Annotated in this window: 22 protein-coding genes and 1 tRNA gene; 16 read left to right on the forward strand and 7 right to left on the reverse strand. The window is 68.5% G+C overall.

The genetic code is table 11. The features are described 5' to 3' along the window. The first annotated feature begins 183 nt into the window (after positions 1 to 183). Entirely contained in the window at positions 184 to 522 is a 339-nt protein-coding gene (gene glnK / locus U9J39_RS14335; protein WP_006162803.1) for a P-II family nitrogen regulator, read from the forward strand. An 82-nt stretch (positions 523 to 604) separates the two neighbouring features. Here the strand turns inward: glnK and U9J39_RS14340 are convergent, their stop codons facing one another. The 3 genes from U9J39_RS14340 to trxB all read right to left on the reverse strand — a co-directional run bounded on the left by U9J39_RS14340 (position 605) and on the right by trxB (position 3,010). Then, positions 605 to 1,246, reverse strand: a complete 642-nt coding sequence (locus U9J39_RS14340; protein WP_115679673.1) for a trimeric intracellular cation channel family protein — start codon at positions 1,244 to 1,246, stop codon at positions 605 to 607. 13 nt (positions 1,247 to 1,259) lie between these two features. Then, complete coding sequence (locus U9J39_RS14345) at positions 1,260 to 1,934, reverse strand: Smr/MutS family protein (protein WP_115708543.1); 675 nt, start codon at positions 1,932 to 1,934, stop codon at positions 1,260 to 1,262. A gap of 110 nt (positions 1,935 to 2,044) precedes the next feature. Next, entirely contained in the window at positions 2,045 to 3,010 is a 966-nt protein-coding gene (gene trxB, locus U9J39_RS14350; RefSeq protein ID WP_115681404.1) for a thioredoxin-disulfide reductase, read from the reverse strand. Between the two features lie 234 nt (positions 3,011 to 3,244). Between trxB and U9J39_RS14355 the strand changes: the two genes are divergently transcribed. The 5 genes from U9J39_RS14355 to U9J39_RS14375 all read left to right on the forward strand — a co-directional run bounded on the left by U9J39_RS14355 (position 3,245) and on the right by U9J39_RS14375 (position 8,491). Beyond that, positions 3,245 to 5,581: a DNA translocase FtsK gene (locus U9J39_RS14355; protein ID WP_326347348.1), complete on the forward strand. Its 2,337-nt coding sequence runs from the start codon at positions 3,245 to 3,247 to the stop codon at positions 5,579 to 5,581. A 161-nt stretch (positions 5,582 to 5,742) separates the two neighbouring features. Then, entirely contained in the window at positions 5,743 to 6,378 is a 636-nt protein-coding gene (lolA, locus tag U9J39_RS14360) for an outer membrane lipoprotein chaperone LolA (protein ID WP_115708546.1), read from the forward strand. Positions 6,379 to 6,446: 68 nt separating this feature from the next. Further along, positions 6,447 to 6,824 carry a hypothetical protein gene (locus tag U9J39_RS14365; RefSeq protein WP_240991288.1) on the forward strand — a complete coding sequence of 126 codons (378 nt, stop codon included), beginning with the start codon at positions 6,447 to 6,449 and terminating at the stop codon, positions 6,822 to 6,824. Positions 6,825 to 6,915: 91 nt separating this feature from the next. Continuing rightward, a complete protein-coding gene (locus U9J39_RS14370; RefSeq protein WP_115708550.1) occupies positions 6,916 to 7,269 on the forward strand; it encodes a hypothetical protein in 354 nt (117 codons plus the stop codon). A gap of 184 nt (positions 7,270 to 7,453) precedes the next feature. Next, positions 7,454 to 8,491, forward strand: a complete 1,038-nt coding sequence (locus U9J39_RS14375) for a Fe(3+) ABC transporter substrate-binding protein (RefSeq protein ID WP_115708552.1) — start codon at positions 7,454 to 7,456, stop codon at positions 8,489 to 8,491. 98 nt (positions 8,492 to 8,589) lie between these two features. On the opposite strand, the gene U9J39_RS14380 is transcribed toward U9J39_RS14375, so the two are convergent. Together U9J39_RS14380 and U9J39_RS14385 are read right to left on the reverse strand one after the other, a co-directional pair. After that, entirely contained in the window at positions 8,590 to 9,261 is a 672-nt protein-coding gene (locus U9J39_RS14380) for a hypothetical protein (protein ID WP_115708554.1), read from the reverse strand. A 105-nt stretch (positions 9,262 to 9,366) separates the two neighbouring features. After that, positions 9,367 to 11,010 (reverse strand): ABC transporter permease, encoded by a 1,644-nt coding sequence (locus tag U9J39_RS14385; RefSeq protein WP_115708556.1) that lies wholly within the window; start codon positions 11,008 to 11,010, stop codon positions 9,367 to 9,369. Between the two features lie 153 nt (positions 11,011 to 11,163). Between U9J39_RS14385 and U9J39_RS14390 the strand changes: the two genes are divergently transcribed. The 6 genes from U9J39_RS14390 (at position 11,164) to U9J39_RS14415 (ending at position 17,574) form a co-directional block, all read left to right on the forward strand. Next, positions 11,164 to 12,297 (forward strand): ABC transporter ATP-binding protein, encoded by a 1,134-nt coding sequence (locus tag U9J39_RS14390; RefSeq protein ID WP_116312264.1) that lies wholly within the window; start codon positions 11,164 to 11,166, stop codon positions 12,295 to 12,297. A gap of 77 nt (positions 12,298 to 12,374) precedes the next feature. Beyond that, the gene (locus tag U9J39_RS14395; RefSeq protein ID WP_326347349.1) at positions 12,375 to 13,739 is read left to right on the forward strand and encodes a replication-associated recombination protein A; all 1,365 of its coding nucleotides are present in this window, start codon (positions 12,375 to 12,377) and stop codon (positions 13,737 to 13,739) included. A gap of 100 nt (positions 13,740 to 13,839) precedes the next feature. Next, the gene (serS, locus tag U9J39_RS14400) at positions 13,840 to 15,144 is read left to right on the forward strand and encodes a serine--tRNA ligase (RefSeq protein WP_326347350.1); all 1,305 of its coding nucleotides are present in this window, start codon (positions 13,840 to 13,842) and stop codon (positions 15,142 to 15,144) included. Between the two features lie 101 nt (positions 15,145 to 15,245). Continuing rightward, positions 15,246 to 15,335: transfer RNA gene (locus tag U9J39_RS14405), tRNA-Ser, on the forward strand. Between the two features lie 168 nt (positions 15,336 to 15,503). Further along, entirely contained in the window at positions 15,504 to 16,451 is a 948-nt protein-coding gene (locus tag U9J39_RS14410) for a DUF1653 domain-containing protein (RefSeq protein WP_116312266.1), read from the forward strand. Then, the gene (locus U9J39_RS14415; protein WP_326347351.1) at positions 16,444 to 17,574 is read left to right on the forward strand and encodes a phosphatase PAP2 family protein; all 1,131 of its coding nucleotides are present in this window, start codon (positions 16,444 to 16,446) and stop codon (positions 17,572 to 17,574) included. Before U9J39_RS14410 ends, U9J39_RS14415 begins: the two co-directional genes overlap by 8 nt. On the opposite strand, the gene U9J39_RS14420 is transcribed toward U9J39_RS14415, so the two are convergent. After that, entirely contained in the window at positions 17,456 to 18,775 is a 1,320-nt protein-coding gene (locus tag U9J39_RS14420; protein WP_115708567.1) for a hemolysin family protein, read from the reverse strand. The two genes, U9J39_RS14415 and U9J39_RS14420, sit on opposite strands and share 119 nt — an antisense overlap. 83 nt (positions 18,776 to 18,858) lie before the next feature. Continuing rightward, entirely contained in the window at positions 18,859 to 19,824 is a 966-nt protein-coding gene (locus tag U9J39_RS14425) for a LysR family transcriptional regulator (RefSeq protein WP_240073870.1), read from the reverse strand. A 144-nt stretch (positions 19,825 to 19,968) separates the two neighbouring features. Between U9J39_RS14425 and U9J39_RS14430 the strand changes: the two genes are divergently transcribed. The 4 genes from U9J39_RS14430 to U9J39_RS14445 all read left to right on the forward strand — a co-directional run bounded on the left by U9J39_RS14430 (position 19,969) and on the right by U9J39_RS14445 (position 24,050). After that, complete coding sequence (locus tag U9J39_RS14430; protein WP_115708571.1) at positions 19,969 to 21,252, forward strand: D-amino acid dehydrogenase; 1,284 nt, start codon at positions 19,969 to 19,971, stop codon at positions 21,250 to 21,252. Positions 21,253 to 21,357: 105 nt separating this feature from the next. Continuing rightward, positions 21,358 to 22,269 (forward strand): glutamate/aspartate ABC transporter substrate-binding protein, encoded by a 912-nt coding sequence (locus tag U9J39_RS14435; RefSeq protein WP_115711574.1) that lies wholly within the window; start codon positions 21,358 to 21,360, stop codon positions 22,267 to 22,269. 194 nt (positions 22,270 to 22,463) lie between these two features. Next, positions 22,464 to 23,285 (forward strand): transporter substrate-binding domain-containing protein, encoded by an 822-nt coding sequence (locus U9J39_RS14440; protein ID WP_326347352.1) that lies wholly within the window; start codon positions 22,464 to 22,466, stop codon positions 23,283 to 23,285. A gap of 105 nt (positions 23,286 to 23,390) precedes the next feature. Continuing rightward, on the forward strand, positions 23,391 to 24,050 hold the full coding sequence (locus U9J39_RS14445) for an amino acid ABC transporter permease (RefSeq protein ID WP_115706275.1): 660 nt from the start codon (positions 23,391 to 23,393) through the stop codon (positions 24,048 to 24,050). Positions 24,051 to 24,096 lie beyond the last annotated feature (46 nt).

Here is a 24,096-nt window from a genome sequence, read left to right on the forward strand (position 1 = left end):
CACAGGGTTATCCACAGGCGCGGACGACGGCGGATGCGCGCCACCCCACGCAGCAGCGGCGCCGGCAGCGGGCGTGGCGGAAATGCAAGCGCCCAAGGGCTGTTAAAATGCCCTCCGGAGAGCGCCGCGTCCGCGGCGATGCGCCGCCGGGCGGCGTGAACAAACGATAAACAGGGGCCAGTCATGAAGCAGATTACCGCCATCATCAAACCGTTCAAGCTCGACGAGGTGCGTGAAGCCCTGGCTGACGTCGGCGTGACCGGGCTGACGGTGACCGAAGTAAAGGGATTTGGCCGCCAGAAAGGGCATACCGAGCTGTACCGCGGCGCCGAGTACGTGGTCGACTTCCTGCCCAAGATCAAGATTGAAGTGGTGGTGGCCGAGAACCAGCTGGACACCGTGCTGGACGCCATCGTCAAGGCCGCCCACACCGGCAAGATCGGCGACGGCAAGATCTTCGTCACCGAGATCGAGCGTGTGATCCGCATCCGCACCGGCGAGCAGGACGAAGCCGCCGTCTGAGCCATCGGCCGGTTCGGCCAGCGCAGCGACACGCCGCCCTGCAGGGCGGCGTTTTCATTGGTGGGTCCGCCTTAGCCGCCGCTCAGCTGGGCAGCTTCCAGCCATAGCGCACCGAGGCCAGGCGCATGGCGATGATCGCCAGCGCGCCGGTCAGCAGCGCCGCCTCCTGCTGCACCTCGACCCAGGTCAGGCCGATATAGATCCAGCAGCCGATGAACGAGCAGGTGGCATAGGGCGAGCGGTCGCGCAGGATCATCGGCACTTCATTGCACAGCACGTCGCGCACCACGCCGCCGAACACCGCCGAGATGATGCCCATCATGACCGCCACGGTCGGCGTCATCTGCGCCACCAGCGCCAGCGAGGCGCCGGTCACCGAGAACAGCCCCAGGCCGATGGCGTCGGCCACGATCATGGCCCGGTCCGAAGCCACCCGGCTGACCACGCGCAGCACGAACGACGCGCCGAACGACATCACGAAGATCAGCAGCACATAGCCTTCATGGTCGACCCAGTAGAACGGGCGCCGGTCGAGCAGCACGTCGCGCACGGTGCCGCCGCCGAAGGCTGTGGCAAAGGCCACCACGAAGGTGCCGACCACGTCCAGGCGCTGCTTGCGGGCATCGACCACCCCCGAGACCGCGAAGGCCAGCACGCCGATCACCTCCATGATGTGGAGGATCAGGGGCAGCCGCCCCATCAGCAATTCGAGCGGAACGTGCATCCGGGACGCGGCGTCAGGCGCGCGGCTGGCGCAGCAGCACCATCAGCGCGCCGGCGCCGCCTTCGGCTTCGCGCGCCTGCACGAAGGCCAGCACTTCCTCCTTCTGCACCAGCCAGCTGCGCACCTTGCCCTTGAGCACCGGCAGCTTGTCGGGCGAGCCCAGGCCCTTGCCGTGGATCACGCGCACGCAGCGCACGCCGTTGCGCACCGAACGGCGCAGGAACTCGGCCAGCGCCTCGCGCGCCTCGTCGCTGCGCAGGCCGTGCAGGTCGACCTTGTCCTGCGGCACCCATTCGCCGCGGCGCAGCTTGCGCACCACGTCCATGCCGATGCCGGGCCGGCGGAACGACAGCGTCTCGTCGGTCTCGAGCAGGCTTTCGACATCGAACTCGTCCGACAGCGACGCCTGCAGCACCGCCTGGTCGTTGCGCTGCGACTGCACCGGCACGGGTGCGGGCTTGCTGGGGGGGTGGTGGGCGCGGTTGCGGTCGCGCAGCTGGCTGACCTGGCCCACGCTGGCGCGGAACACATCGGCTTCGGCGCGGGCGCGCTCGGCTGCCTGCTCGGCGGCGACGCGCTCGGCTTCGCGGCGCTCGGTGTCGGCCTTGAGGGTGTCGCGCAGCCTGGCAAGGTCGTTCAGGCCGAGGCGTTGGGGCGGTCGGTCGGGTTTGCGGGCGCCGTGCGTCATTGAAAAAAATCTCCGGAGGCTCGGCGCCGATTATATCGACTGGCGGGGCCGCGGGCGGGCCCGCGCCCGTGTGACGCACCGGCGGTGATGGCCGCCGGCGCAGGGGTTGTTTACTTCAGGGCTTCGACAAAGCGTTGGGCGTCCAGCGCGGCCATGCAGCCGGTGCCGGCGCTGGTGATGGCCTGGCGGTAGACGTGGTCCTGCACGTCGCCCGCGGCGAACACGCCCGGCACGCTGGTGGCGGTGGCATCGCCCTGCAGGCCCGACTTGGTCACCAGGTAGCCGTTTTCCATGGCCAGCTGGCCGGTGAACAGGTCGGTGTTGGGCTTGTGGCCGATGGCGATGAACACGCCGGCCAGCTTCAGGTCTTCGGTCTGGCCGGTCTTGGTGCCGCGCACGCGGATGCCGGTCACGCCGGAGTCGTCGCCCAGCACTTCGTCCAGCACGCTGTCGTAGCGGATCACCACGCGGCCTTCCTTTTCACGCTGCAGCAGGCGGTCGACCAGGATCGGCTCGGCGCGGAAGCTGTCGCGGCGGTGGATCACGGTGACCTTGCTGGCGATATGCGACAGGTACAGCGCTTCTTCCACGGCGGTATTGCCGCCGCCGACCACGGCCACTTCCTGGTTCTTGTAGAAGAAGCCGTCGCAGGTGGCGCAGGCCGACACGCCGCGGCCCATGAACGATTCTTCCGACGGCAGGCCCAGGTACTGTGCCGAGGCGCCGGTGGCGATGATCAGCGCGTCGCAGGTGTACTCGCCGGCGTCGCCGATCAGCGTGAAGGGGCGGGCCGGCTGGCCCTTGTCGTCCACCAGCTTCGCGGTATGGATGTGATCGAAGATGATTTCGGTCTTGAATTCCTCGGCATGCGCCAGCAGGCGCTGCATCAGTTCGGGGCCCTGGACGCCCTTGGCATCGCCCGGCCAGTTCTCGACGTCGGTGGTGGTCATCAGCTGGCCGCCCTGTGCCAGGCCGGTGATCAGCACCGGCTCCAGGTTGGCGCGGGCCGCGTAGACCGCGGCGGTGTAGCCGGCGGGACCGGAACCGAGAATCAGCACTTTTGCGTGTTTTGCCATGATGCGTTCCTGTGGCCGGTGCGGCATGATGCCCACCGGCATTGCTCGAAAGCGACATTATAAGAGGAGCCGCATTTGCTCACTGTTGCAAATTCCAATGGGTGCGATAGTCTCGGGCCACGTTAAAATGGCCGCCACGATGCCTGTCCGTCACCCGGCGAAAGAACGCCGGCCGCCGGCGGCATCGGTCCGAAACCGATCCGGAATCCCCTAACACGCGAGTTTCAACCAGGCATGGCCCGAGCTACCACGACCACCCGCACCGATCCCTCAGCCTTGCCATCCCGCATCGGCAAACTGCTGGGCGAAGTCCGCTGGTTCCTGCTGCTGGCCGTCACGCTGGGTTTCCTGTGCGTGCTGGCCAGCTACAGCAAGACCGATCCCGGCTGGTCCCATGCCAACCAGGTGGCCGATATCCATAACCTGGGCGGCCGCGTCGGCGCCTGGGTGGCGGATGTGCTGTTCTTCATCTTCGGCTTTTCCGCCTACTGGCTGGCGGTGCTGCTGGTGCGCCGCTGCTGGCGCGGCTGGCGCACGCTGACCGCCGAGCTGCCCGAACGCACCGACCACGGCCTGCACCGCCAGGGCGTGACCGTCAGCTGGATCGGCTTCGTGCTGACCCTGTTCTCCAGCATGGGCCTGGAGGCGATCCGCATGTATCCGCTGCGCGCCGCGCTGCCGCGCGCACCCGGCGGGGTGCTGGGCGACCTGCTCGGCGGCTGGCTGCAGGTGGCGCTGGGCTTCACCGGCGCGACCCTGCTGCTGATGCTGCTGCTGGCGATCGGGCTGTCGCTGTTCTTCCATTTCTCGTGGCTGAGCGTGGCCGAGCAGATCGGCGGCTTTGTCGAGACCCTGTTCCTGGGCTTCAAGGCCCGCCGCGAGAGCAAGCAGGACCGCATCATCGGCGAGGCCGCCAAGACCGAGCGCAAGGAAACCGTCGAAGTGCAGCGCGTGCGCATCGAAGAGGCGGCGCCGGTGCAGATCGTGCGCCCGCAGGCGGTGCCCAAGCACGAGCGCGTCGAGCGCGAGAAGCAGCAGCCGTTGTTCGCCGATATCCAGGATTCGGACCTGCCGCCGCTGTCGCTGCTGGATCCGATCCCGCCGCACCAGGAAACCGTCAGCGCCGAGACGCTGGAGTTCACTTCGCGCCTGATCGAGAAAAAGCTCAAGGACTTCGGCGTCGAGGTCAAGGTGGTGGCGGCCTACCCGGGCCCGGTCATCACCCGCTACGAGATCGAGCCCGCCACCGGGGTCAAGGGCAGCCAGGTGGTGAACCTGGCGCGCGACCTGGCGCGTTCGCTGTCGCTGGTGTCGATCCGCGTGGTCGAGACCATCCCGGGCAAGAACTACATGGGGCTGGAGCTGCCCAACCCGAAACGCCAGACCGTGCGCCTGTCGGAAATCCTGGGCTCGCAGGTCTACAACGAGAGCGCCTCCAGCCTGACCATGGCGCTGGGCAAGGACATTGCCGGCAAGCCGATGGTGGCCGACCTGGCGCGCATGCCGCACTGCATGGTGGCGGGCACCACCGGCTCGGGCAAGTCGGTGGGCATCAATGCGATGATCCTGTCGCTGCTGTACAAGGCCAAGCCCGAAAGCGTGCGTCTGATCCTGATCGACCCGAAGATGCTTGAAATGAGCGTCTACGAGGGCATTCCGCACCTGCTGTGCCCGGTGGTGACCGACATGCGCCAGGCCGGCAACGCGCTGAACTGGGCCGTCGGCGAGATGGAGCGCCGCTACAAGCTGATGAGCAAGCTGGGCGTGCGCAACCTGGCCGGCTACAACAAGAAGATCGACGAGGCCGCGGCGAAGGAAGAGAAGATCCCGAACCCGTTCAGCCTGACCCCGGACGCACCGGAGCCGCTGGAAAAGCTGCCCACCATCGTCATCGTCATCGACGAGCTGGCCGACCTGATGATGGTGGTCGGCAAGAAGGTGGAAGAACTGATCGCACGGATCGCACAGAAGGCGCGCGCGGCCGGCCTGCACCTGGTGCTGGCCACGCAGCGCCCGTCGGTGGACGTGATCACCGGCCTGATCAAGGCCAACGTGCCGACCCGGATCGCGTTCCAGGTCAGCAGCAAGATCGATTCGCGCACCATCCTCGACCAGCAGGGCGCCGAGACGCTGCTGGGCATGGGCGACATGCTCTACCTGGCGCCGGGCACCGGCCTGCCGGTGCGCGTGCACGGCGCCTTCGTCTCGGACGACGAAGTCCACCGGGTGGTGGAAAAGCTCAAGGAGTCGGGAGAGGCCAACTACATCGAGGGCATCCTCGAAGGCGGGCTGACCGATGACGGCGGCGGTGGCGACGGTTTCGGCGGCGGCGCCGGCATCGGCGGTGGCGGCGGCGAAGCCGATCCGCTGTACGACCAGGCGGTCGAGGTGGTGCTGAAGAACCGGCGCGCGTCGATCTCGCTGGTGCAGCGCCATCTGCGCATCGGCTACAACCGCGCCGCGCGGCTGCTCGAGGATATGGAGAAGGCCGGACTGGTCTCGGCCATGTCGGGCAACGGCAACCGCGACATCCTGGTGCAGGGTGGGGGCGCCGCGCGCGAAGATGACTGAGCGCCGCTCGCGCGGGCCTCGTAATATCCCGTTACCCGGCGGCGCGCGGTGCGCGGAATCCCCGCGCTGACGGCGCCTCTAAAGGACAGGTCGCACGCGCCAGGCCCGTATGCGATACGGCGGGGCGCAGCACCAACCCTACAACTACCAGGACCCCAACCATGCCAAACCGCATCCTCGTGTCGGCGTGCGCCGCGCTGGCGATGTTTGCGCTGCAGGCGCCGGCCCACGCCGCCGCCACCGACCAGCTGCAGAGCTTTGTTACCGGCGTGAAGAGCGCGCGCGGCGAATTCACGCAGCGCCAGGTCAAGGGGCAGGGCGCCAACGTCAAGGTGACCGGCACCTCCAGCGGCACCTTCGTGTTCTCGCGTCCGGGCAAGTTCACCTGGCGCTATACCAAGCCCTACGAGCAGCTGCTGCAGGCCGACGGCCAGACCCTGTACATCTATGACAAGGACCTGAACCAGGTCACCGAGCGCAAGCTCGACGGCGCGCTGGGTTCCAGCCCGGCGGCGATCCTGTTCGGCAGCAACGACCTCGATAAGAACTTCGTGGTCAGGAACGGGCCGACGCGCGACGGCGTGGAATGGCTGGAGCTGACGCCCAAGGCCAAGGACACGCAGTTCGAGCGCATCGGCATCGGCTTCAAGGCCGGCAATCTCGAAGCCATGGAACTGCGCGACGCGTTCGGCAACACCACGCTGCTGACCTTCACCGGCATGCAGAAAAACCCGCCGCTGGCGGCCGATGCGTTCCGGTTCACGGTGCCCAAGGGCGCCGACGTGATGAAGCAATGAGGGCCGCCATGATCGATGCGCGCGAAGGGTCGGCACCCGCTGACGCAACCTATCGTCGTCCTGGCCGGATGGTGCTGGCCTGCGCCGGCGTGCTGGCGCTGGCGGCATGCGCCAGCAGCGGCGGCGGCGCCAGCAAGTTCGATGTCGACGCCTTCCTGCGCGCGCCGGACTCGGCGTTGCCGGAGGTGGTCGGCAATCCGGCCTTTCTCTCGGCCACCCGCGTGCCGGCCAACGAATGCGCGGTGATGCTGCAATCGGCCAGCACCGGCGTGCTGGAAGACCTGCCGCCGAGCAGCAACGCGCGCGGCCCGGCCTGGCTGCTGCACCCGAAGGACCAGCCAGGCCAGGTATGGCTGGTGGTCAGCGAGGCCGGCGGCGAGCGCACCTGCCATGGCCCGTTGCCGGCCGATGCGATGAAGACCCTGGCCAAGCGCGCCAGGGGCTGAGGCATCGCCGGCGCCGCTCAGTGCGGCCTGAACCCTATATGGGCCATGTGTCCCAGAATCCTCTGACTCGCCAACCCTGACAGGAGCCCCCATGATCGCGATGCTTGCCACCATGCGCAGCCGCACCCATCAACTGCTGTGGCTGGCCGCGGGCGGCGCGTTGCTGGCCGGCTGCGCGGCCGCGCCGACGGAGCCGGCAGCGCCGGCACCGGCGCCGGGCCCGCAAGGCTCGCTCGGCACGACGGCCGGCTGCGCCGCGGACAAGCTGGCCGACGACGCACTGGTCGGCAAGCCCGAGGCCGAAGCCATCGGCCTGCTGCAAGGCTGCACGTGGCGCCTGGGCGAACGCGACGGCCAGCAGTTCCCCGGCACCATGGACTACAACCCGCAGCGGCGCACGCTGGGGATCAAGGCCGGCAAGGTGGTGTGGGTGCGGCGCGGCTGAGGCCGCGTTCATCCCGGAGTTGACGGGTCACCTTGACCCGGCGCAAGCGCCGTCAAACATGACAGAAATGTAATTTGACCGCCTGAACAAGAATCAATATTGTTTTCCGCTAACCGGAATCCAAACACCGGGCGGCCTTGGGGGTGCCCGGCGGCTGCCCAAACCATGCTGGGGAGCCAACCGCGTGAAAACCACCATCCGAACCTTGCTGCCGCGCGCCGCGGCACTGGCCCTGCTGACGCTGCCGCTTGCCGCGGCGGCCCAGGAAAAGGTGCTCAACCTCTACACCGCACGGCACTACCAGACCGACGAGGCGCTGTACGCCAACTTCACCAAGCAGACCGGCATCAAGATCAACCGCATCGAAGGCCAGGAAGATCCGCTGCTGGAGCGCATCCGCAACGAAGGCGCCAACAGCCCGGCGGACGTGTTCATCACGGTGGATATCGGGCGCCTGTGGCGCGCCCAGCAGGCCGGCGTGTTCGCGCCGGTGAAGTCCAAGGTGCTGGAGTCGCGCATCCCGTCCAACTACCGCGATCCCAATGGCGAGTGGTTCGGCTTCTCGGCCCGCGGCCGCGTGATCGCCTACAACAAGGCCGCGGTCAAGGCCGGCGACATCGCCAGCTATGAAGACCTGGCCGATCCCAAGTGGAAGGGCAAGGTCTGCACGCGTTCCAGCGGCCATGTCTACAACCTGTCGCTGATTTCCAGCCTGATCGCCCACGACGGCGAGGCCCGCACCGAGCAATGGGCGCGCGGCGTGGCCGCCAACCTGGCACGCGTGCCCAAGGGCGGCGACACCGACCAACTCAAGGCCGTTGCCGCGGGCGAGTGCGACGTGGCCATCGCCAACACCTACTACATCGCGCGGCTGCTGAAGTCGACCAAGCCCGAAGACAAGGCCGTGGCCGACAAGCTGGGCGTGGTGTGGCCCAACCAGTCGAGCCAGGGCGTACACATGAACGTCTCCGGCGGCGGCATGCTCAAGCACGCGCCCAACAAGGATGCGGCGGTCAAGTTCCTGGAGTACCTGGCCAGCGACGAGGCGCAGCGCTACTTTGCCGACGGCAACAACGAATGGCCGGTGGTGAAGGGCGTGAAGGTCAGCAACCCCGTGCTCGAAGCGCTGGGCGAGTTCAAGTCCGACACCATCAACGTGGCCGAGCTGGGCAAGTACCAGCCGCAGGCGCAGAAGCTGGTGGATCGGGCGGGGTTCAAGTAAAGCCGAAGGATGGCTTGACTCTGGTTTTCTCACCTCTCCCGCGCGCGGGAGAGGGAGCAAACAGCGGTTGCTGAGTTGTCGGCAGCCAGACCTTGCGGTCACAGCAAGAACCGCTTGTTCCCCGTCACCTGCGTCGGTTCGACCTTGCGGAACGTCAGCTTGACGCTGCTGTTGAGCCGGCGCCCCGCCTGCCGCCGCACCAGCGCCCGATGCAGCAGTCCCTTGTGGCCGACCGTGCCTTCGGCATAGGGCTGGTCCGAGGTCGAGCCCAGCGCCATTGCCGCCAGCGCCTGGTTGCGCTCCGCGGCGCTCTTCTCCAGCAGCTTGTCCAGCGCCATGCGTGCCCGCACCTGTGCCGCCAGCGCGGTATCGCCCGGGTTGGCGCGGGCGCGCTCGGCATCCCATGGCAGTTGCACCTTGCCGGCCAGGCGGCGCAGCGCGGCGCGCAGTTCGGCGCCGTCCATGCGGGTTTCCTGCACGATCCACACGGCATCGTGGCGCACCGCCGCCTCGGCATCGGCCATGCGGCGCACCAGCGCGGGCTGCAGCGCGGGTGCCGAGAATTGCCGCGCGCGGCGGATCGCATTGAGGGCGATGCGGCGTACCTGCGGGTTGGCGTGGTCGAACAGGTCGTCGATCACGCGCGCGGCGGCGTCGGCCGCGCCGATCATCTCGGCCAGCTGTCCGGCCAGCGAGACTTCTTCCACGCCGCTCAGCTTGTTGCGGCTGAGCCGGTTCAACTTGAACAGCAGGATGTGATATCGCAGCATAGGCTCTTGCGCGGCGGGCATGCCGCGGGTCGCGCCCGGGCGGATGCCGGGCCATAAGAGGCTATCGGCGCGGGACGCGCGCGACTTTAGCGAGACCGGGGCGGCTCAGTGCTGCGCCTGGCGGCGGATCGTGCGCGACAGCACGATCACCGGCAGCAGCCCGACCGCGACGATCACCAGCGAGGCGGTGGCGGCCTCGGTCAGGCGTTCGTCGGCGGCCAGGTTGTAGGCCTGCACCGCCAGCGTGTCGAAATTGAACGGCCGCATCACGAAGGTCGCCGGCAATTCCTTCATTACGTCGACAAAGACGATCAGCGCGGCGGTCAGCAGGCTGCCGCGCAGCATCGGCAAATGCACGCGCCGCAGCGTGGCGCCGGGGCCGTGGCCCAGGCTGCGCGCGGCGGCGTCCATGCTGGGCGTGATCTTGCCCAGCCCGGCATTGACGGTCTGCAGCGCCACGCCCAGGAAGCGTACCAGCAGCGCATAGACCAGCGCCGCGATGCCGCCGGTCAGCAGCAGCCCCACCGAGACCCCGAACTGCTGCTGCAGCCAGGCCGACAGCGCATTGTCCAGCCGCGCCACCGGCACCAGCACGCCCACCGCGATGACGGAGCCCGGCAGCGCATAGCCCATGCCGCAGACCCGGGTCAGGCCGCGCATCAGCCAGCTGCGCTTGCCGTTGACGGCGCGCGCGGCATAGCCAACCGCCAGCGCGACCGCCACCGCCGCCAGCGCGGTGGCGCTGGCCAGCAGGAAGCTGTTGCGCACCAGGCCGACAAAGCGCGGGCCAAACTGTGCGTCGCCATCGGTAAAGGCCATGCGGCACAGCATCAGCGCGGGCACCACGAAGCCCAGCAGCACCGGCACCAGGCATGCCGCCAGCGCTAGCCAGCCTTGCGCGCCGTCCAGCGTCCAGGCCGCGGCGCGGCGCTGGTTGCCGAACACCTGCGCGCGGCCGCGGCTGGCGCGCTCCATCAGCAGGATCGCGGCGACGAACAGCAGCATGCAGGCCGACAGCTGCGCCGCGGCGTTCTTGTCGCCCAGCGAGAACCAGGCGCGGTAGATGCCGGTGGAGAAAGTCGGGATGGCGAAATAGGCGACGGTGCCGAAGTCCGCCAGCGTTTCCATCATCGCCAGCGCGGTGCCGGCGACGATGCCCGGTCGTGCCAGCGGCAGCACCACGCGCCAGAGCCGGCTCCAGGCGCCATGGCCGAGCAGGCGCGCGGCCTCGAGCGTGTTCTGGGTCTGCTGCAGGAAGGCGGCGCGCGCGGTCAGGTAGACGTACGGGTACAGCACCAGCGAGAACAGCGCGATCGCGCCGCCGAGCGAGCGGATTTCGGGAAACCAGTAGTCGCGGGCGCGCCAGCCGGTCAGCTCGCGCAGCCAGCCTTGCACCGGGCCGGCGAACTGCAGCGCGTCGGTGTAGGCGTAGGCGATCACGTAGGCCGGCATCGCCATCGGCAGCACCAGCGCCCATTCCATCACGGCATGGCCGGGAAAGCGGTAGGTCGAGACCAGCCACGCGGTGGTCACGCCCAGCAGCAGCACGCCCGCGGCCACGCCGCATAGCAGCCAGACGGTATTGAGCACATATTCGGCCAGCACCGTGTCGAGCAGGTGGCGCCAGGTGTCGCCGGCGGGCAGCAGCACGGCCGAGGCGATCACCAGAACCGGCACGGCAATCAGCAGCGCCATTGCCACGGTGGCCAGGGTCAGGGGATGGAAGCGGCGGCGGCTGGACAGGAGCATGCGCGGGAATGGTGAGCAAAGTGCCGCCCGCCGAACCTTTGCCTGGCGGCGCGGTGTGCGGGCTGACGCATTCTAGCAATGCCGGCGATGTAGGCGCGCCGGACGAAGCTCGGACACCGGCCGCACGGGCCGGCACGTCCCTATAATGCGCACATGCGAACCGATTCCTATTCACGCCTGCCCGGCACCCAGGCCCGCACCCGGCCGGCTACCCGAGCCGATGCTCCGGATGTGGCCGTCCCCGCTCCGGCTGTCATCGAGGTGGAGCGTATCCGTCACGCCTTCGGCCGCCATGCCGTGGTCAAGGGCCTGTCTTTCTCGGTGGCGCGCGGCCATATCGCCTGCCTGCTGGGGCCCAGCGGCTGCGGCAAGACTACGGTGCTGCGCGCGATCGCGGGCTTCGAGCCGCTGCAGGACGGACGCATCTTGCTGGACGGGCAGACCGTGTCCTCTTCCGGCACGCTGCTGGCGCCGGAGCAGCGCCGCATCGGCATGGTGTTCCAGGACTACGCGCTGTTTCCGCACCTGGACGTGGCTGCCAACGTCGGCTTCGGCCTGATCCGCGCCAGCCGGGCCGAGCGCGCGGCGCGGGTGGACGAGGTGTTGCAGCTGGTGGGCCTGGACGGCGCCGGCCGCCAGTACCCGCACGAACTGTCCGGCGGCCAGCAGCAGCGCGTCGCGCTGGCACGCGCGCTGGCGCCGCGCCCGGAACTGCTGCTGCTCGACGAGCCGTTCTCCAACCTCGACGTCGACCTGCGCGAACGCCTGAGCCTGGAAGTTCGCGCGATCCTGAAGGCGCAGGGCACCACCGCCATCCTGGTCACGCATGACCAGCACGAGGCCTTCGCCATGGCCGACGAGATCGGCGTGATGCACGACGGCGTGATCGAGCAATGGGGCAGCGCGCACGACCTGTACCACCGTCCGGCGTCGCGCTTTGTCGCCGGCTTTATCGGCCAGGGCGTGCTGATGGCGGGGCGCGTGCGCGATACCGCGCAGATCGAGCTGGAACTGGGCCTGCTGCGCCCGGCCGTGCCGTTGGACCTGCCGGCCGGCGCGGCGGTCGACGTGCTGGTGCGTCCCGACGACATCATCCACGACGACGCCAGCCCGATGCGTGCCGAGGTGGTGCACAAGGCCTTCCGCGGCGCCGAGATCCTGTACACGCTGCGCCTGGCCAGCGGTGGCCGCGTGCTGGCGCTGGTGCCCTCGCACCACAACCACGCCGTGGGCGAGCGCATCGGCATCCGCGTCGAGATCGAGGACGTGGTGGCGTTTGCCGCCTGAGCGCGCGCAATCGCGCCGGTGCCGATGGTCTACACTGTGGCGTTCTGCATCTTGCGCACTGACAGGGCCTGACTACCGTGGCGGACACGCTGTTTTCCGAATCTCCCGACCGTTCCCGGCAACCGCTGGCGGAGCGCCTGCGCCCGCGCACCATCGACGAGGTGATCGGGCAGCAGCACCTGCTCGGCGCGGGCAAGCCGCTGCGCGTGGCGTTCGAGTCGGGCGAGCCGCATTCGATGATCCTGTGGGGACCGCCCGGGGTGGGCAAGACCACGCTGGCGCGGCTGATGGCCGACGCGTTCGACGCCGAATTCATCGCGCTGTCGGCGGTGCTGTCGGGGGTCAAGGACATCCGCGAGGCGGTCGAGCGCGCCGAGCAGTTCCGCGCCCATGGCCGGCGCACGCTGGTGTTCGTCGACGAGGTGCACCGCTTCAACAAGAGCCAGCAGGACGCGTTCCTGCCGCATGTGGAAAGCGGGTTGTTCACGTTTATCGGTGCCACCACCGAGAACCCGTCGTTCGAGGTCAACGGCGCCTTGCTGTCGCGCGCGGCGGTCTACGTGCTCAAGAGCCTGGACGATGCCGAGCTGACCCAGCTGGCGCTGCGCGCCTCCGAGGAACTGGGCGGCATCGGCTGGCAGGATGAGGCGCTGCAGCTGATCGTCGCCTCCGCCGACGGCGACGGGCGCAAGCTGCTGAACAACATCGAGATCGTCGCGCGCGCCGCGCGCACGGCCGGCGCCGCGCAGATCGACACCGCGCTGCTGGGCAGTGCCCTGTCGGAGAACCTGCGTCGCTTCGACAAGGGCGGCGATGCCTTCTACGACCAGATCAGCGCGCTGCATAAGTCGGTGCGTGGCTCGGATCCCGACGCCGCGCTGTACTGGTTCTGCCGCATGATCGACGGCGGCGCCGACCCGCGCTACCTGGCGCGCCGCATCGTGCGCATGGCGTGGGAGGATATCGGCCTGGCCGATCCGCGCGCCGCGCGCATCACGCTGGACGCAGCCGAGACCTACGAGCGGCTGGGCTCGCCCGAGGGCGAACTGGCGCTGGGCCAGGCGCTGATCTACCTGGCGGTCGCGCCCAAGTCCAACGCCGGCTACAACGCCTACAACGCGGCGCGCGCCTTCGTTGCCAAGGACAAGTCGCGCGCGGTGCCGGTGCACCTGCGCAATGCGCCGACCCGGCTGATGAAGGAGCTGGGTTACGGCCACGCCTACCGCTACGCGCACGACGAGCCCGAGGCTTACGCCGCCGGCGAGCATTACTTCCCGGACGACCTCAAGGCGCAGGGCTGGTACCAGCCGGTGCCGCGCGGGCTGGAAGGCAAGATCGCCGAGAAGCTGCGCCACCTGCGCGAGCTGGACGACGCCTGGCATCGCGAACAGCGCGCCGCGAAGGCGAAGGACGGTGGCAAGGGCGGCAAGTCCGGGGAGTAGGCAGGCGGTCGGGCGCAGTTCGCTCGTGCCGGGCCATGCGGGTGCAGTAAAATGGCGGGTCCGCCGGCATGTCGCTGGCCCTGCACTTCACCCTAGCAACATGCTCGACATCCAGCTGTTCCGCAAAGACATCGACGCCGTGGCGCAACGCCTTGCCACGCGCGGCTTCCAACTCGACGTGGCGGCGTTCCAGGCACTCGAGGCCGAACGCAAGCAACTGCAGACCCAGACCGAGGAACTGCAGGCGCGCCGCAACAGCCTGTCCAAGCAGATCGGCATGCTCAAGGGCAAGGGCGAGGATGCCTCGGCCGTGATGGCGGAAGTGGGCGGCATCGGCGACACGCTCAAGGCCTCGGCCGCGCGGCTGGACGAGATCCAGGCGCACCTGGGCGAGCTGATGCTGTCGATTCCCAACCTGCCGCACGAGAGCGTGCCGGTGGGCAATGACGAGACCCAGAACGTCGAGGTGCGCCGCGTCGGCGAGCCGCGCCAGTTCGACTTCGCCGTGCGCGACCACGTCGACGTGGGCGAGAAGCTGGGGCTGGACTTCGACACCGCGGTCAAGGTCACCGGGTCGCGCTTCTCGATGCTGCGCGGCGGCATGGCGCGCCTGCACCGCGCGCTGGTGCAGCTGATGCTCGACACCCATACGCAGGAGCACGGCTACACCGAGATGTACGTGCCGTACATCGTCAACGCCGCGTCGATGCGCGGCACCGGCCAGCTGCCCAAGTTCGAGGAAGACCTGTTCAAGGTGCCGCGCAAGGTGGGTAGCGAGGAAGGCGAGCGCATCGAGAACTTCTACCTGATCCCCACCGCCGAGGTGCCGCTGACCAACATCGTGCGCGACGCCATCATCGCCAGCGAGAAGCTGCCGCTGCGCTTCGTCGCGCATACGCCGTGCTTCCGCTCCGAAGCGGGTTCGTACGGCAAGGACACCCGCGGCATGATCCGCCAGCATCAGTTCGACAAGGTCGAGCTGGTCCAGGTGGTGCCCGCCGACCAGTCCTTCGACGCACTGGAGCAGCTGACCGGCCACGCCGAGGCGATCCTGAAGAAGCTGGAGCTGCCGTTCCGCACCATCGTGCTGTGCACCGGCGACATGGGCTTCGGCAGCACCAAGACCTACGACCTGGAAGTCTGGATTCCCGCGCAGAACACCTACCGCGAGATCAGCTCGTGCTCCAACATGGGCGATTTCCAGGCGCGCCGGATGCAGTCCCGCATGCGCACGGGGCAGGGCAAGCCGGAACTGGTGCACACGCTGAACGGCTCGGGGCTAGCCGTCGGCCGTACGCTGGTGGCGATCCTGGAGAACTACCAGAACGCCGACGGCTCGGTCACGGTGCCGGCCGCGCTGCAGCCGTACATGGGCGGCACCACCCGCCTGGAGCCGGAACTCTAAGGCGCGGCAATAAGGCGCCGAAAAAATCTGCCGCCAGCCTCTTGCATCGGCTGGCGGAGCGTGGCTATAATCTCGGTTTCGCCACACGGCAACAAGTTACCGGAGAGGTGGCAGAGTGGTCGAATGTACCTGACTCGAAATCAGGCGTACCGGCGACGGTACCGTGGGTTCGAATCCCACCCTCTCCGCCAAAACAAGAAGCTGTCGGCATCGACCACCGGCAGGCAACAACAGCGTAGTAAAACTCAGGCCGACGCCCACGAAAGTGCGCGTCGGTTTTGTTTTTTCCGCGGCCGGTTTGGTGCCGCGGCTGCGAGGGGCGCCAGGGTGCCGCCGTACGCGCCGGCCGGTGCACTATCATGGCGATCCGCAACGCAGGATGCCGCATCATGACCCAGCCCCCCGACAAAGCAGCCGCCGCTCCGGCCTCCCAGGTCTTTCATGGCGATCCGTCCGAACTGCCGGCCGATGCCGGCCTGGTCTACGGCATGCCGTACCGGCACTACAAGGGCGGCGCCTATACGGCGGTAGGCGTCGGGCGCTTCGAGGCCGACCTGGCGCCGGTGGTGGTCTACCGCGCCATGCGCGATCCGTCCTTGCTGTGGGTGCGCCGCGCCGATGTGTTCAGCGAGCCGGTGGCGACGCCGCAGGGCGAGGTGCCGCGCTTCGCGCCCGACTGGCCCGCGGCGCTGGCTTGCCTGGATTTCCTGCCGCGCCAGGCGGTGCTCGACGTGCTGGCGCTGCACGACACGCCGTACCGCCGCTACCACGACCGCCGCCATATCCTGGAAATGTTCGAGGCCGCCCATACGCGCGGCGTGGTGCTGGACCGGGCGCAGGCGCTGGCGGTGCTGTGCCACGACGCGGTCTATGTGCCGGGCTGCGAGCACAACGAGGCTGCCTCGGCCGCCATGATCGAATCCGTTGCGCCAGGTGAGGCGCGCGCGGTGCTGGAGCGGGCTGCGCGGATCGTACTCGATACGCGCGACCATCGACCCAGCTGCGCGGGCGCGGACACCGTGCTCGATCTCGACCTGCTCAGGCTGGCCGCGCCGCCGGACGCGTTCGACGCCCACAGCCTCGACGTCTTCGCTGAGAACCGCGCCTTGCTGGCCGCGCGCACCGGCTTGCAGGGCGATGCGCTGTGGGACGAGTTCATGCGCCGCCGCGCGGCATTCCTGGGCCACCTGGCGCAGCGCCCGCGACTGTTCCTGACCGCGGCGTTCGCCGATTGCGAGGCCCCGGCCCGTGCCAATCTCGCCAGGATCGGCGCCAGCGCCGGCACCGCGGAGGCCCCCGGTGGCTGACGCGCCGGCGCGCGCAGTCGCCCTGGTGCAGGCCTGGCTTACGCCGGGCACGGCGCTGGGCCTGCTTGCACTGTTCGCGCTGGTGACGTTGCTGCTGCTGGGCCTGGTGCCGCTGCTGGTGGCGCTGTTGCGGCCCGTGGTGCGCTGGCTGGACCGCTGGCGCGTGTGGGGCGCGGGCGCACTGTCGGCGCGCGTGGCGGCGCGGCCGCGGCGGCTGGACGCGCTTACGCTGCGCGTGCTGGAGCGCGACGTGGCCGAGCTGCTGCTGGTGCTGCTCGCCGGCGCCGTGCTGCTGGCGTGCGGCAGCGCGCTGTTCTGGCTGGCCGGCGAGGTTGCGGAAAACGCGGACGTGGTGCGCCTCGACCAGCAGGTGTACGCGGGCCTGCGCGCCTTGCGCAGCGACTGGCTCGACCTGGCAATGGTGGCCGTGACCGAGCTCGGCGGCGGGCGCATTTCGGTGGCGGTGGGCGTGGCGGTGTTCGCGTGGCTGTGCTGGCGCCGGGCCTGGATCGTGGCGCTGTACTGGGCGGCCGCGCTGCTCGGCGCGCGCGCCTGCGTGATGGCGCTCAAGCTCGGCATGGCGCGGGTGCGTCCGGCCAGCATCTACAGCGGCCTCGAGTCGTACTCCTTCCCCAGCGGCCACGCCACCAGCAGCATGGTCACCTACGGCTTCCTGGCCTTCCTGATGTGCCTGCGCCAGCCGTGGCGCGTGCGCATTCCGGTGCTGGCGCTGACCGTGGTGGCGGTGGCGGCGATCGGCGTGTCGCGGCTGTACCTGGGCATGCACTGGCTGTCCGACGTGGCCGCGGGCTATGCGCTCGGGCTGGCGTGGATCGCGCTGCTGGGCACGGCCTACCGCACGCTGCACGGGCCGGCGCCGCGGGGATCGGTGGCGCCGTCGCGGCTCGGTGTGGTGGCGGCGGTTGCAGTGGTGGCGGCGTTCGGCTACGTGGTGTGGTTCCGGCTGCCGGACACGCTCGAGCGCTATCGCCAGGCCGGCGCGGCTACGCTGGCGTCGCCGCCGCTTCCGCCTCGGGTGCTGGCGGCAGGCGCGACACCAGCAGCTGGTCGATCTTGTGATGGTCGATGTCCAGCACTTCGAAGCGATAGCCCGCCACGGTGATCGACTCGGACTTCTTCGGGATGCGCTTGAGCGCATAGATCACCAGCCCGGCCGCGGTATCGACGTAGTCCTCGCCTGGCAGCGTATCCAGCTCCAGCGCCTTCTTCAGGTCGACCAGCGGCGTCAGGCCATCGACCAGCCACGAGCTGTCGTCGCGCCGCACGATCTGCTCGTCTTCGCTGGAATAGAGGATGTCGCCCATCAGCGCGCCGACGATGTCGTCCAGCGTGACGATGCCTACCACCAGCCCGTACTCGTTCATGACCACGGCAAAGCTCTGGTGCATCTCGCGGAAACGCGTCAGCGATTCGGACAGGGTCAGCGTGTCGGGGATCACCAGCACGTTCTTGTCGTGGTGGCGGCCGATGTTGCCCATCACCGCGGCGCTTTCATCGGCCAGCAGCAGCTGCAGGATGTCCTTGGAATCGATATAGCCCTGCACGTCGTCGAGGTCGTGCCCGCACACCGGATATTGCGCGTGCGGCTGGTTGACCAGCTTGCGGCGCACGCTGTCGGCGGGCTCGTCCAGGCTCAGGTAGACCACCTCGTCGCGCGGCGTCATGATCGCGGTGATGCCCTTGAAGTCGAGTTCGAACACGTTCTCGATCAGATGCAGCTCATGCTTGTGCAGCACGCCGGCCTCGGCGCCGGCATCGACCATCGCGGCGATGTCTTCGGTGGTGATCTGGTCGACCGGCTTGGTCGGCAGCCGCAGCAGCCGCAGCATGGCATCCGCGGCGGCGTTGAAGACCCACACCAGCGGCCTGAGCACGCGCAGCAGCGTCAGCATCGGGTCGATCACCGCCAGCGCGCAGGCCTCGGGAAAGGTCATGGCGATGCGCTTGGGGATCAGGTCGGCGAACTGGATGAACAGCAGCGTCACGATCAGGAACGAGCCGATATTGGCGGCGCGCTGCGCGTGCACCACCTGCATGTAGGGCGACAGCGCGTCCAGCAGCAGGTCGGACACATGCTTTTCGCCCAGGATACCGGCCAGGATGGCGACGCTGTTCACGCCGATCTGCACGATGGTGAAGAAATTCCCGGGCTCTTCCTTGAGCAGCAGCACGCGCGTGGCGCGGCCGTCGCCGCGCTCGGACAGCACTTGCAGCTTGGTGCGGCGGGCAGCGGTCAGCGCGATCTCGGAGATCGAGAAAAAGGCGCTGACAAGGACGAGCACGATCAGGGTCAGGACGAACATAGGCAGGATTGCGCTGGCAGGTTGTGCCTGCAGGCGGCTTGATGATGGTGCACGGCGCGCGCGGCTGTCAATCTGTGCTCCGCTCAGTCGCGGCGCCTGGCGGGGGCGGCGTCGAAGCTTGCCGTCGGCGCTTCCAGCCGTTGCGGCAGCGTTGCCGCCAGCGCTGCGGCGGCCTGCGCGAACTGCGCGCGCAGGTCGTCGGCCAGGCTCGAGCCGGCGCGGTGGCTGGCGCGCAGCATCTGGATCTCGAACGGCAGCACCGGCGCCACGTCATGCAGCGCGACGCGCTCCGCGCTGGCGCTGAGCGCGGTGTACTGGTCCAGCAGCGTCAGGCCCAGGCCGGCGTCGACCAGCGCCAGCGCCAGCGAGTAGGTCTGCACCTCCAGCGTCGAGCGCGGCTCCAGCGCGTGCCGTGCCAGGGTCTGGCGCACCAGCAGGCCGAGCGAACTGTTGTCGTCATAGCCGATAAAGGGGCGCTCCATCAGCCGCTGCATCGGCACCACGCGGCGGCGCCCGCCCGCGGGCAGCGGCTGCGCGCGTGGCACCGCCAGCAGCATGCGGCCGCTCGCCACCGGCTCGCTCGAGATGGCCTCGTGGCGGGGCGGGGCGAAGGCAAAGCCCAGGTCGATCTGGTTGGCCAGCAGCGCGCCGACGATCTCGTCGGTATGGTGCGTCAGCACCTGCACCTGGGTGTCGGGGTGGCGCGCGCAGAAGCTGCGCACCGCCGGCACCAGCAGCGGGTTGGCCAGGCTCGGCGTGGCGGCCACGCGCAGCCGGCCCGCGCCCTTGTGGCGCAGGCTTTCCGAGACCCGGCGCACGCGTTCGATCTCGCCATATAGCCTTTCGACATCCCCATACAGCGCGTTGGCCTCGGGCGTGGCCTGCAGCCGTCCGCGCACGCGCTCGAACAGGCGGAAGCCGAGCGAGGCCTCGGCATGCTGCAGCACGCGCGTGACCACCGGCTGCGATACGTGCAGCAGGCGCGCGGCCTCGCTGACGGTGCCGGTCAGCATCACGGCGCGGAACACTTCGATCTGGCGCAGGCGCATGGCATCGCGGGGTAGTGGAGAGGGGGCGCAAGGCTGCGGGGGGGCAGCCATAGCCTGAAGACATATTCTGGCACGTATTCGCATTGGGCAAGCCGGCGCGCTTGCACTACGCTCTGCCTGATGGACGCAAGCAAGGGAAAGGCAATGCAGGTGGTGATCGTGGGCGCGGGCGTGGTGGGGATGACGACGGCATGGCGACTGGCCGAGGATGGCCACCAGGTGACGGTGCTCGAGCGCCACGACGGCCCCGGCGAGGAAACCAGCTTTGCCAATGGCGGGCAGCTCAGCTACAGCTACGTGGCGCCGCTGGCGGGGCCGGGCGTGATGGCCAAGGTGCCGGGCTGGCTGCTGCGGCGCGATTCGCCGATGCGCTTTCGCCCGGCGGCAGACCCGGCGCAATGGCGCTGGCTGGCTGCCTTCATGTCCGCCTGCAACACCGCCACCAGCGAGGCGACCACGCGCAAGCTGCTGCGGCTGGGCTTCTATTCGCGCGACCTGATGCAGGCCTTCGTGGCCCGGCACCAGCATGACGACGGCGGCGCCGGTTTCAATTTTGCGCGGCGCGGCAAGCTGGTGGTGCACCGCGACGCGGCGGCGTTCGATTCGGCCTGCCGGCTGCTGGACTACCAGGCCAGCCTGGGCTGCGAACAGCAGGCGCTGGACCGTACTGCCTGCGTGGCGCTGGAGCCCGCCCTGGCCGGCATCCGCGACGACATCGCCGGCGCCATCCATACCCCGAGCGAGGAGGTGGGCGACTGCCATCGCTTCTGCCTGTCGCTGGCACGCTTGCTGCAAGATGGCGCGTACGCGGGCGTGTCGCTGCGCTTTGGCACCGTGGTGCAAGGGCTGGTGCAGCAGGGCGGCCGCGTCACCGGGGTGCGCACGCCGACCGGGGTGGTGCCCGCCGACGTGGTGATCATGTCGGGCGGCATCGGCAGCGTGCCGCTGCTGCGTCCGCTCGGGGTACGGCCGATGCTGTGGCCGCTCAAGGGCTACAGCATCACTGTGCCGCTGACATGCGGCGCGTCCGCGCCGCATGTCAGCGTGACGGATTTTGCCAACAAGATCGTTTATGCCCGGATCGGCAATACACTGCGGGTGGCGGGCATGGCCGACCTGGTGCGCGGCGGCACCCGCATCGACCCGGAACGGGTCGGCACGCTGGTGGCGCAGACCCGCGCGCTGTTTCCCGGCATCGTGCCGGACCAGCCGCTGGCGCAGCTGCAGCCGTGGGCCGGGCTGCGACCGGCCACACCGGACGGCCTGCCGCTGGTGGGGCCGTCGCGGGTGTCGGGGCTGTGGCTCAACCTGGGCCACGGCGCGCTGGGTTTTACGCTGGCGATGGGCAGTGCCGGCCTGCTGGCCGACCGCCTGGCGGGGCGCCGTCCCGCCATCGACGCAGAAGATTTCGACGCCGCCCGCGCCTAGCGCTGCGGCCGAGCATGGGTTGTTGCCGTACCGGTAAGTCTGCAGTACCTGAAGCTGTCCATGAAGCATGCCTCGATGACCAAGCCCCACTACAAGGAGCGCCACATGCAAACGCTGCACCCCCACCGATCCGCCACCCGCCGCGCGCTTGCGGCAGCCGCGCTGCTGCTGGCCGCCGGCGCCGCCCATGCCGCCGACGGCGACACGCTGAAGAAGATCAAGGACAGCGGGGTGATCTCGCTTGGCTACCGCGAATCGTCGATCCCGTTCTCGTACACCGACGGCAAGGAGGTCATGGGCTACTCGCACGAGATCCTGCTGCAGATCGTCGACAAGGTAAAGAGCGAGCTGAAGATGCCCAACCTGCAGGTGCGCCTGACGCCGATCACCTCGCAGAACCGGATCCCGCTGGTGCAGAACGGCACCATCGACATCGAATGCGGCAGCACCACCAACAACCTCGAGCGGCAGAAGCAGGTGGCGTTCTCCAACAGCCTGTTCGTCTACGGCATCAAGATGCTGACCAAGAAGGATTCGGGCGTGAAGGAGTTTGCCGACCTGAAGGACCGCAACGTGGTCACCACCGCCGGCACCACCGGCGAGCGCCTGCTGGTCAAGATGAACGGCGAGAAGGCCATGAACATGAACCTGATCAGCACCAAGGACCACGGCCAGTCCTTCCTGATCCTGGAAACCGGCCGTGCCGCGGCCTTCGTGATGGATGAGCCGCTGCTCTACGGGGAGCGCACCAAGGCCAAGAACGCCGCCGACTGGGTGGTGGTGGGCGCGCCGCTGCAGACCGAGAACTACGCCTGCATGTTCCGCAAGGACGATCCCTCGTTCAAGAAGCTGGCCGATGGCGTGATCGCCGACCTGCAGACCAGCGGCCGCGCCGAGAAGCTGTACAACAAGTGGTTCATGGCGCCGATCCCGCCGCGCGGCATCAATATGAATTACCCGCTGTCGGCCGACATGAAGGCGCTGTTCGCGGCGCCCAACGACAAGGCCTACCAGTAGGACGGGGCGGGCCGCGGGGGCGGAACCGGGCCCCGCGGTTATTTAGCCATGATGAATCGATATTTAGCATTCGATAGTGTTTGCGGTAGTGTTGAGCCCGATATAGGCTCATAGCAGCACAACAGCCGGCGGCGCTCCAAAAGAGGCCGGCCGGCGCTGCCCCACACTGCTTATCCGCATCGACTGGAGAACATATGCGATCGCTTCGTACTGGCTGGTTCAAATCCCTGCTGGCCGCTTCCCTGGTGGCCGGCGCCGGCCTGGCGGCCACCGCGGCCCATGCCGCCGACCTGCTCGACACCGTCAAGCAGGCCGGTGTGCTGAAGATCGGGCTGGAGGGCACCTATCCCCCGTTCGGCTTCCGTGGCGCAAAGAACGAGCTGGAAGGCTTCGACGTCGACGTGGCGCGGGCGGTGGCGGGCAAGCTCGGCGTCAAGCCGGAGTTCGTCACCACCGAATGGAGCGGCATCATCGCCGGCCTGCAGGCGGGCAAGTTCGATGTCATCGTCAACCAGGTCAACGTCACGCCGCAGCGCCAGCAGGTGCTGGATTTTTCCACGCCCTACGTCTACTCGGATGCGCAGCTGATCCAGCGCAAGGATGACAAGCGCCAGTTCAAGTCGCTGGAAGACCTGAAAGGCCACAAGCTCGGCGTCAGCCTGGGCAGCAACTACAACGACCTGGCCAAGTCCGTGGCCGGCATCGACGTCAAGACCTATCCCGGCGCGCCCGAGTACCTGCGCGACCTGGCGGCACTGCGCGTCGACGCCGCGCTGAACGACCGGCTGATGGTCGCGTACCTGGTCAAGACCGCAAACCTGCCGCTGCGCCCTGGCGCGATCGTGGCGGGTGCCACCACGCAGGTGGCGATCCCGTTCCGCAAGGACAACCCCAAGTTTGCGCAGGCGATCAACCACGCGCTGGATGAACTGGCCAAGGACGGCACGCTCGGCAAGCTGTCGGTGAAGTGGTTCGGCACCGATGTGACCAAGCCCGCCGGCAAGCCGATCAAGTAAGCCGACCGGCAGGGCGTTATCATGTCGCGGCGCGGCGGCCTGCATGGCTGCCGCGCCGCTTTGCTTTGCGCCCTTTATTGCTGATCCTTTTCGCGCCGCCACGCCATGCCCGCTCTCCAGCTCGTCATCGACTCCCTGCCCGTGTTGCTGCAGGGCACGCTGCTGACCATCAAGTTCGCGTTGTGGTCGATGGTGTTCGGGCTGATGCTGGGCACGGTGGTGGCGCTGATGGGCATCAGCCATAGCCGTGCGCTCAAGGGGGTGGCGCGGGGCTATGTCAGCATCATGCGCGGCACGCCGCTGCTGGTGCAGATCTTCGTGGTCTATTACGGGCTGCCCGGCATCGGCATCGCGCTGGAGCCGACCCCCGCGGGCGTGCTGACGCTCAGCCTGAACGTCGGCGCCTATTTGTCTGAGAGCATGCGCGGCGCCATCCTGGGCGTGGCGCGCGGGCAGTGGCTGGCGGCCTACAGCCTGGGCCTGACGCCGGCGCAGGCGCTGCGCTACGTGGTGGGCCCGCAGGCGCTGCGGCTGGCGGTGCCAAGCCTGTCGAACAGCCTGATCAGCCTGATCAAGGATACGTCGCTGGTATCGGTCATTACCGTCACCGAGCTGCTGCGCACCGCGCAGGAGGTGATTGCCGCCACCTACCAGCCTTTGCCGCTGTATCTGGCGGTGGCGGCGATCTATTGGATCTTGAGCACGGGCTTGTCCGGGCTGCAGCACCGGCTGGAGCGGAGGTTGTCGCTGCCGGGGCGGCATTGAGACCCGCGCCAAAGCAAAAGGCCAGCTCCACGGAGCTGGCCTTTGT

Source organism: Cupriavidus sp. SS-3 (genome assembly GCF_035818815.1).
Classification (GTDB): domain Bacteria; phylum Pseudomonadota; class Gammaproteobacteria; order Burkholderiales; family Burkholderiaceae; genus Cupriavidus; species Cupriavidus taiwanensis_C.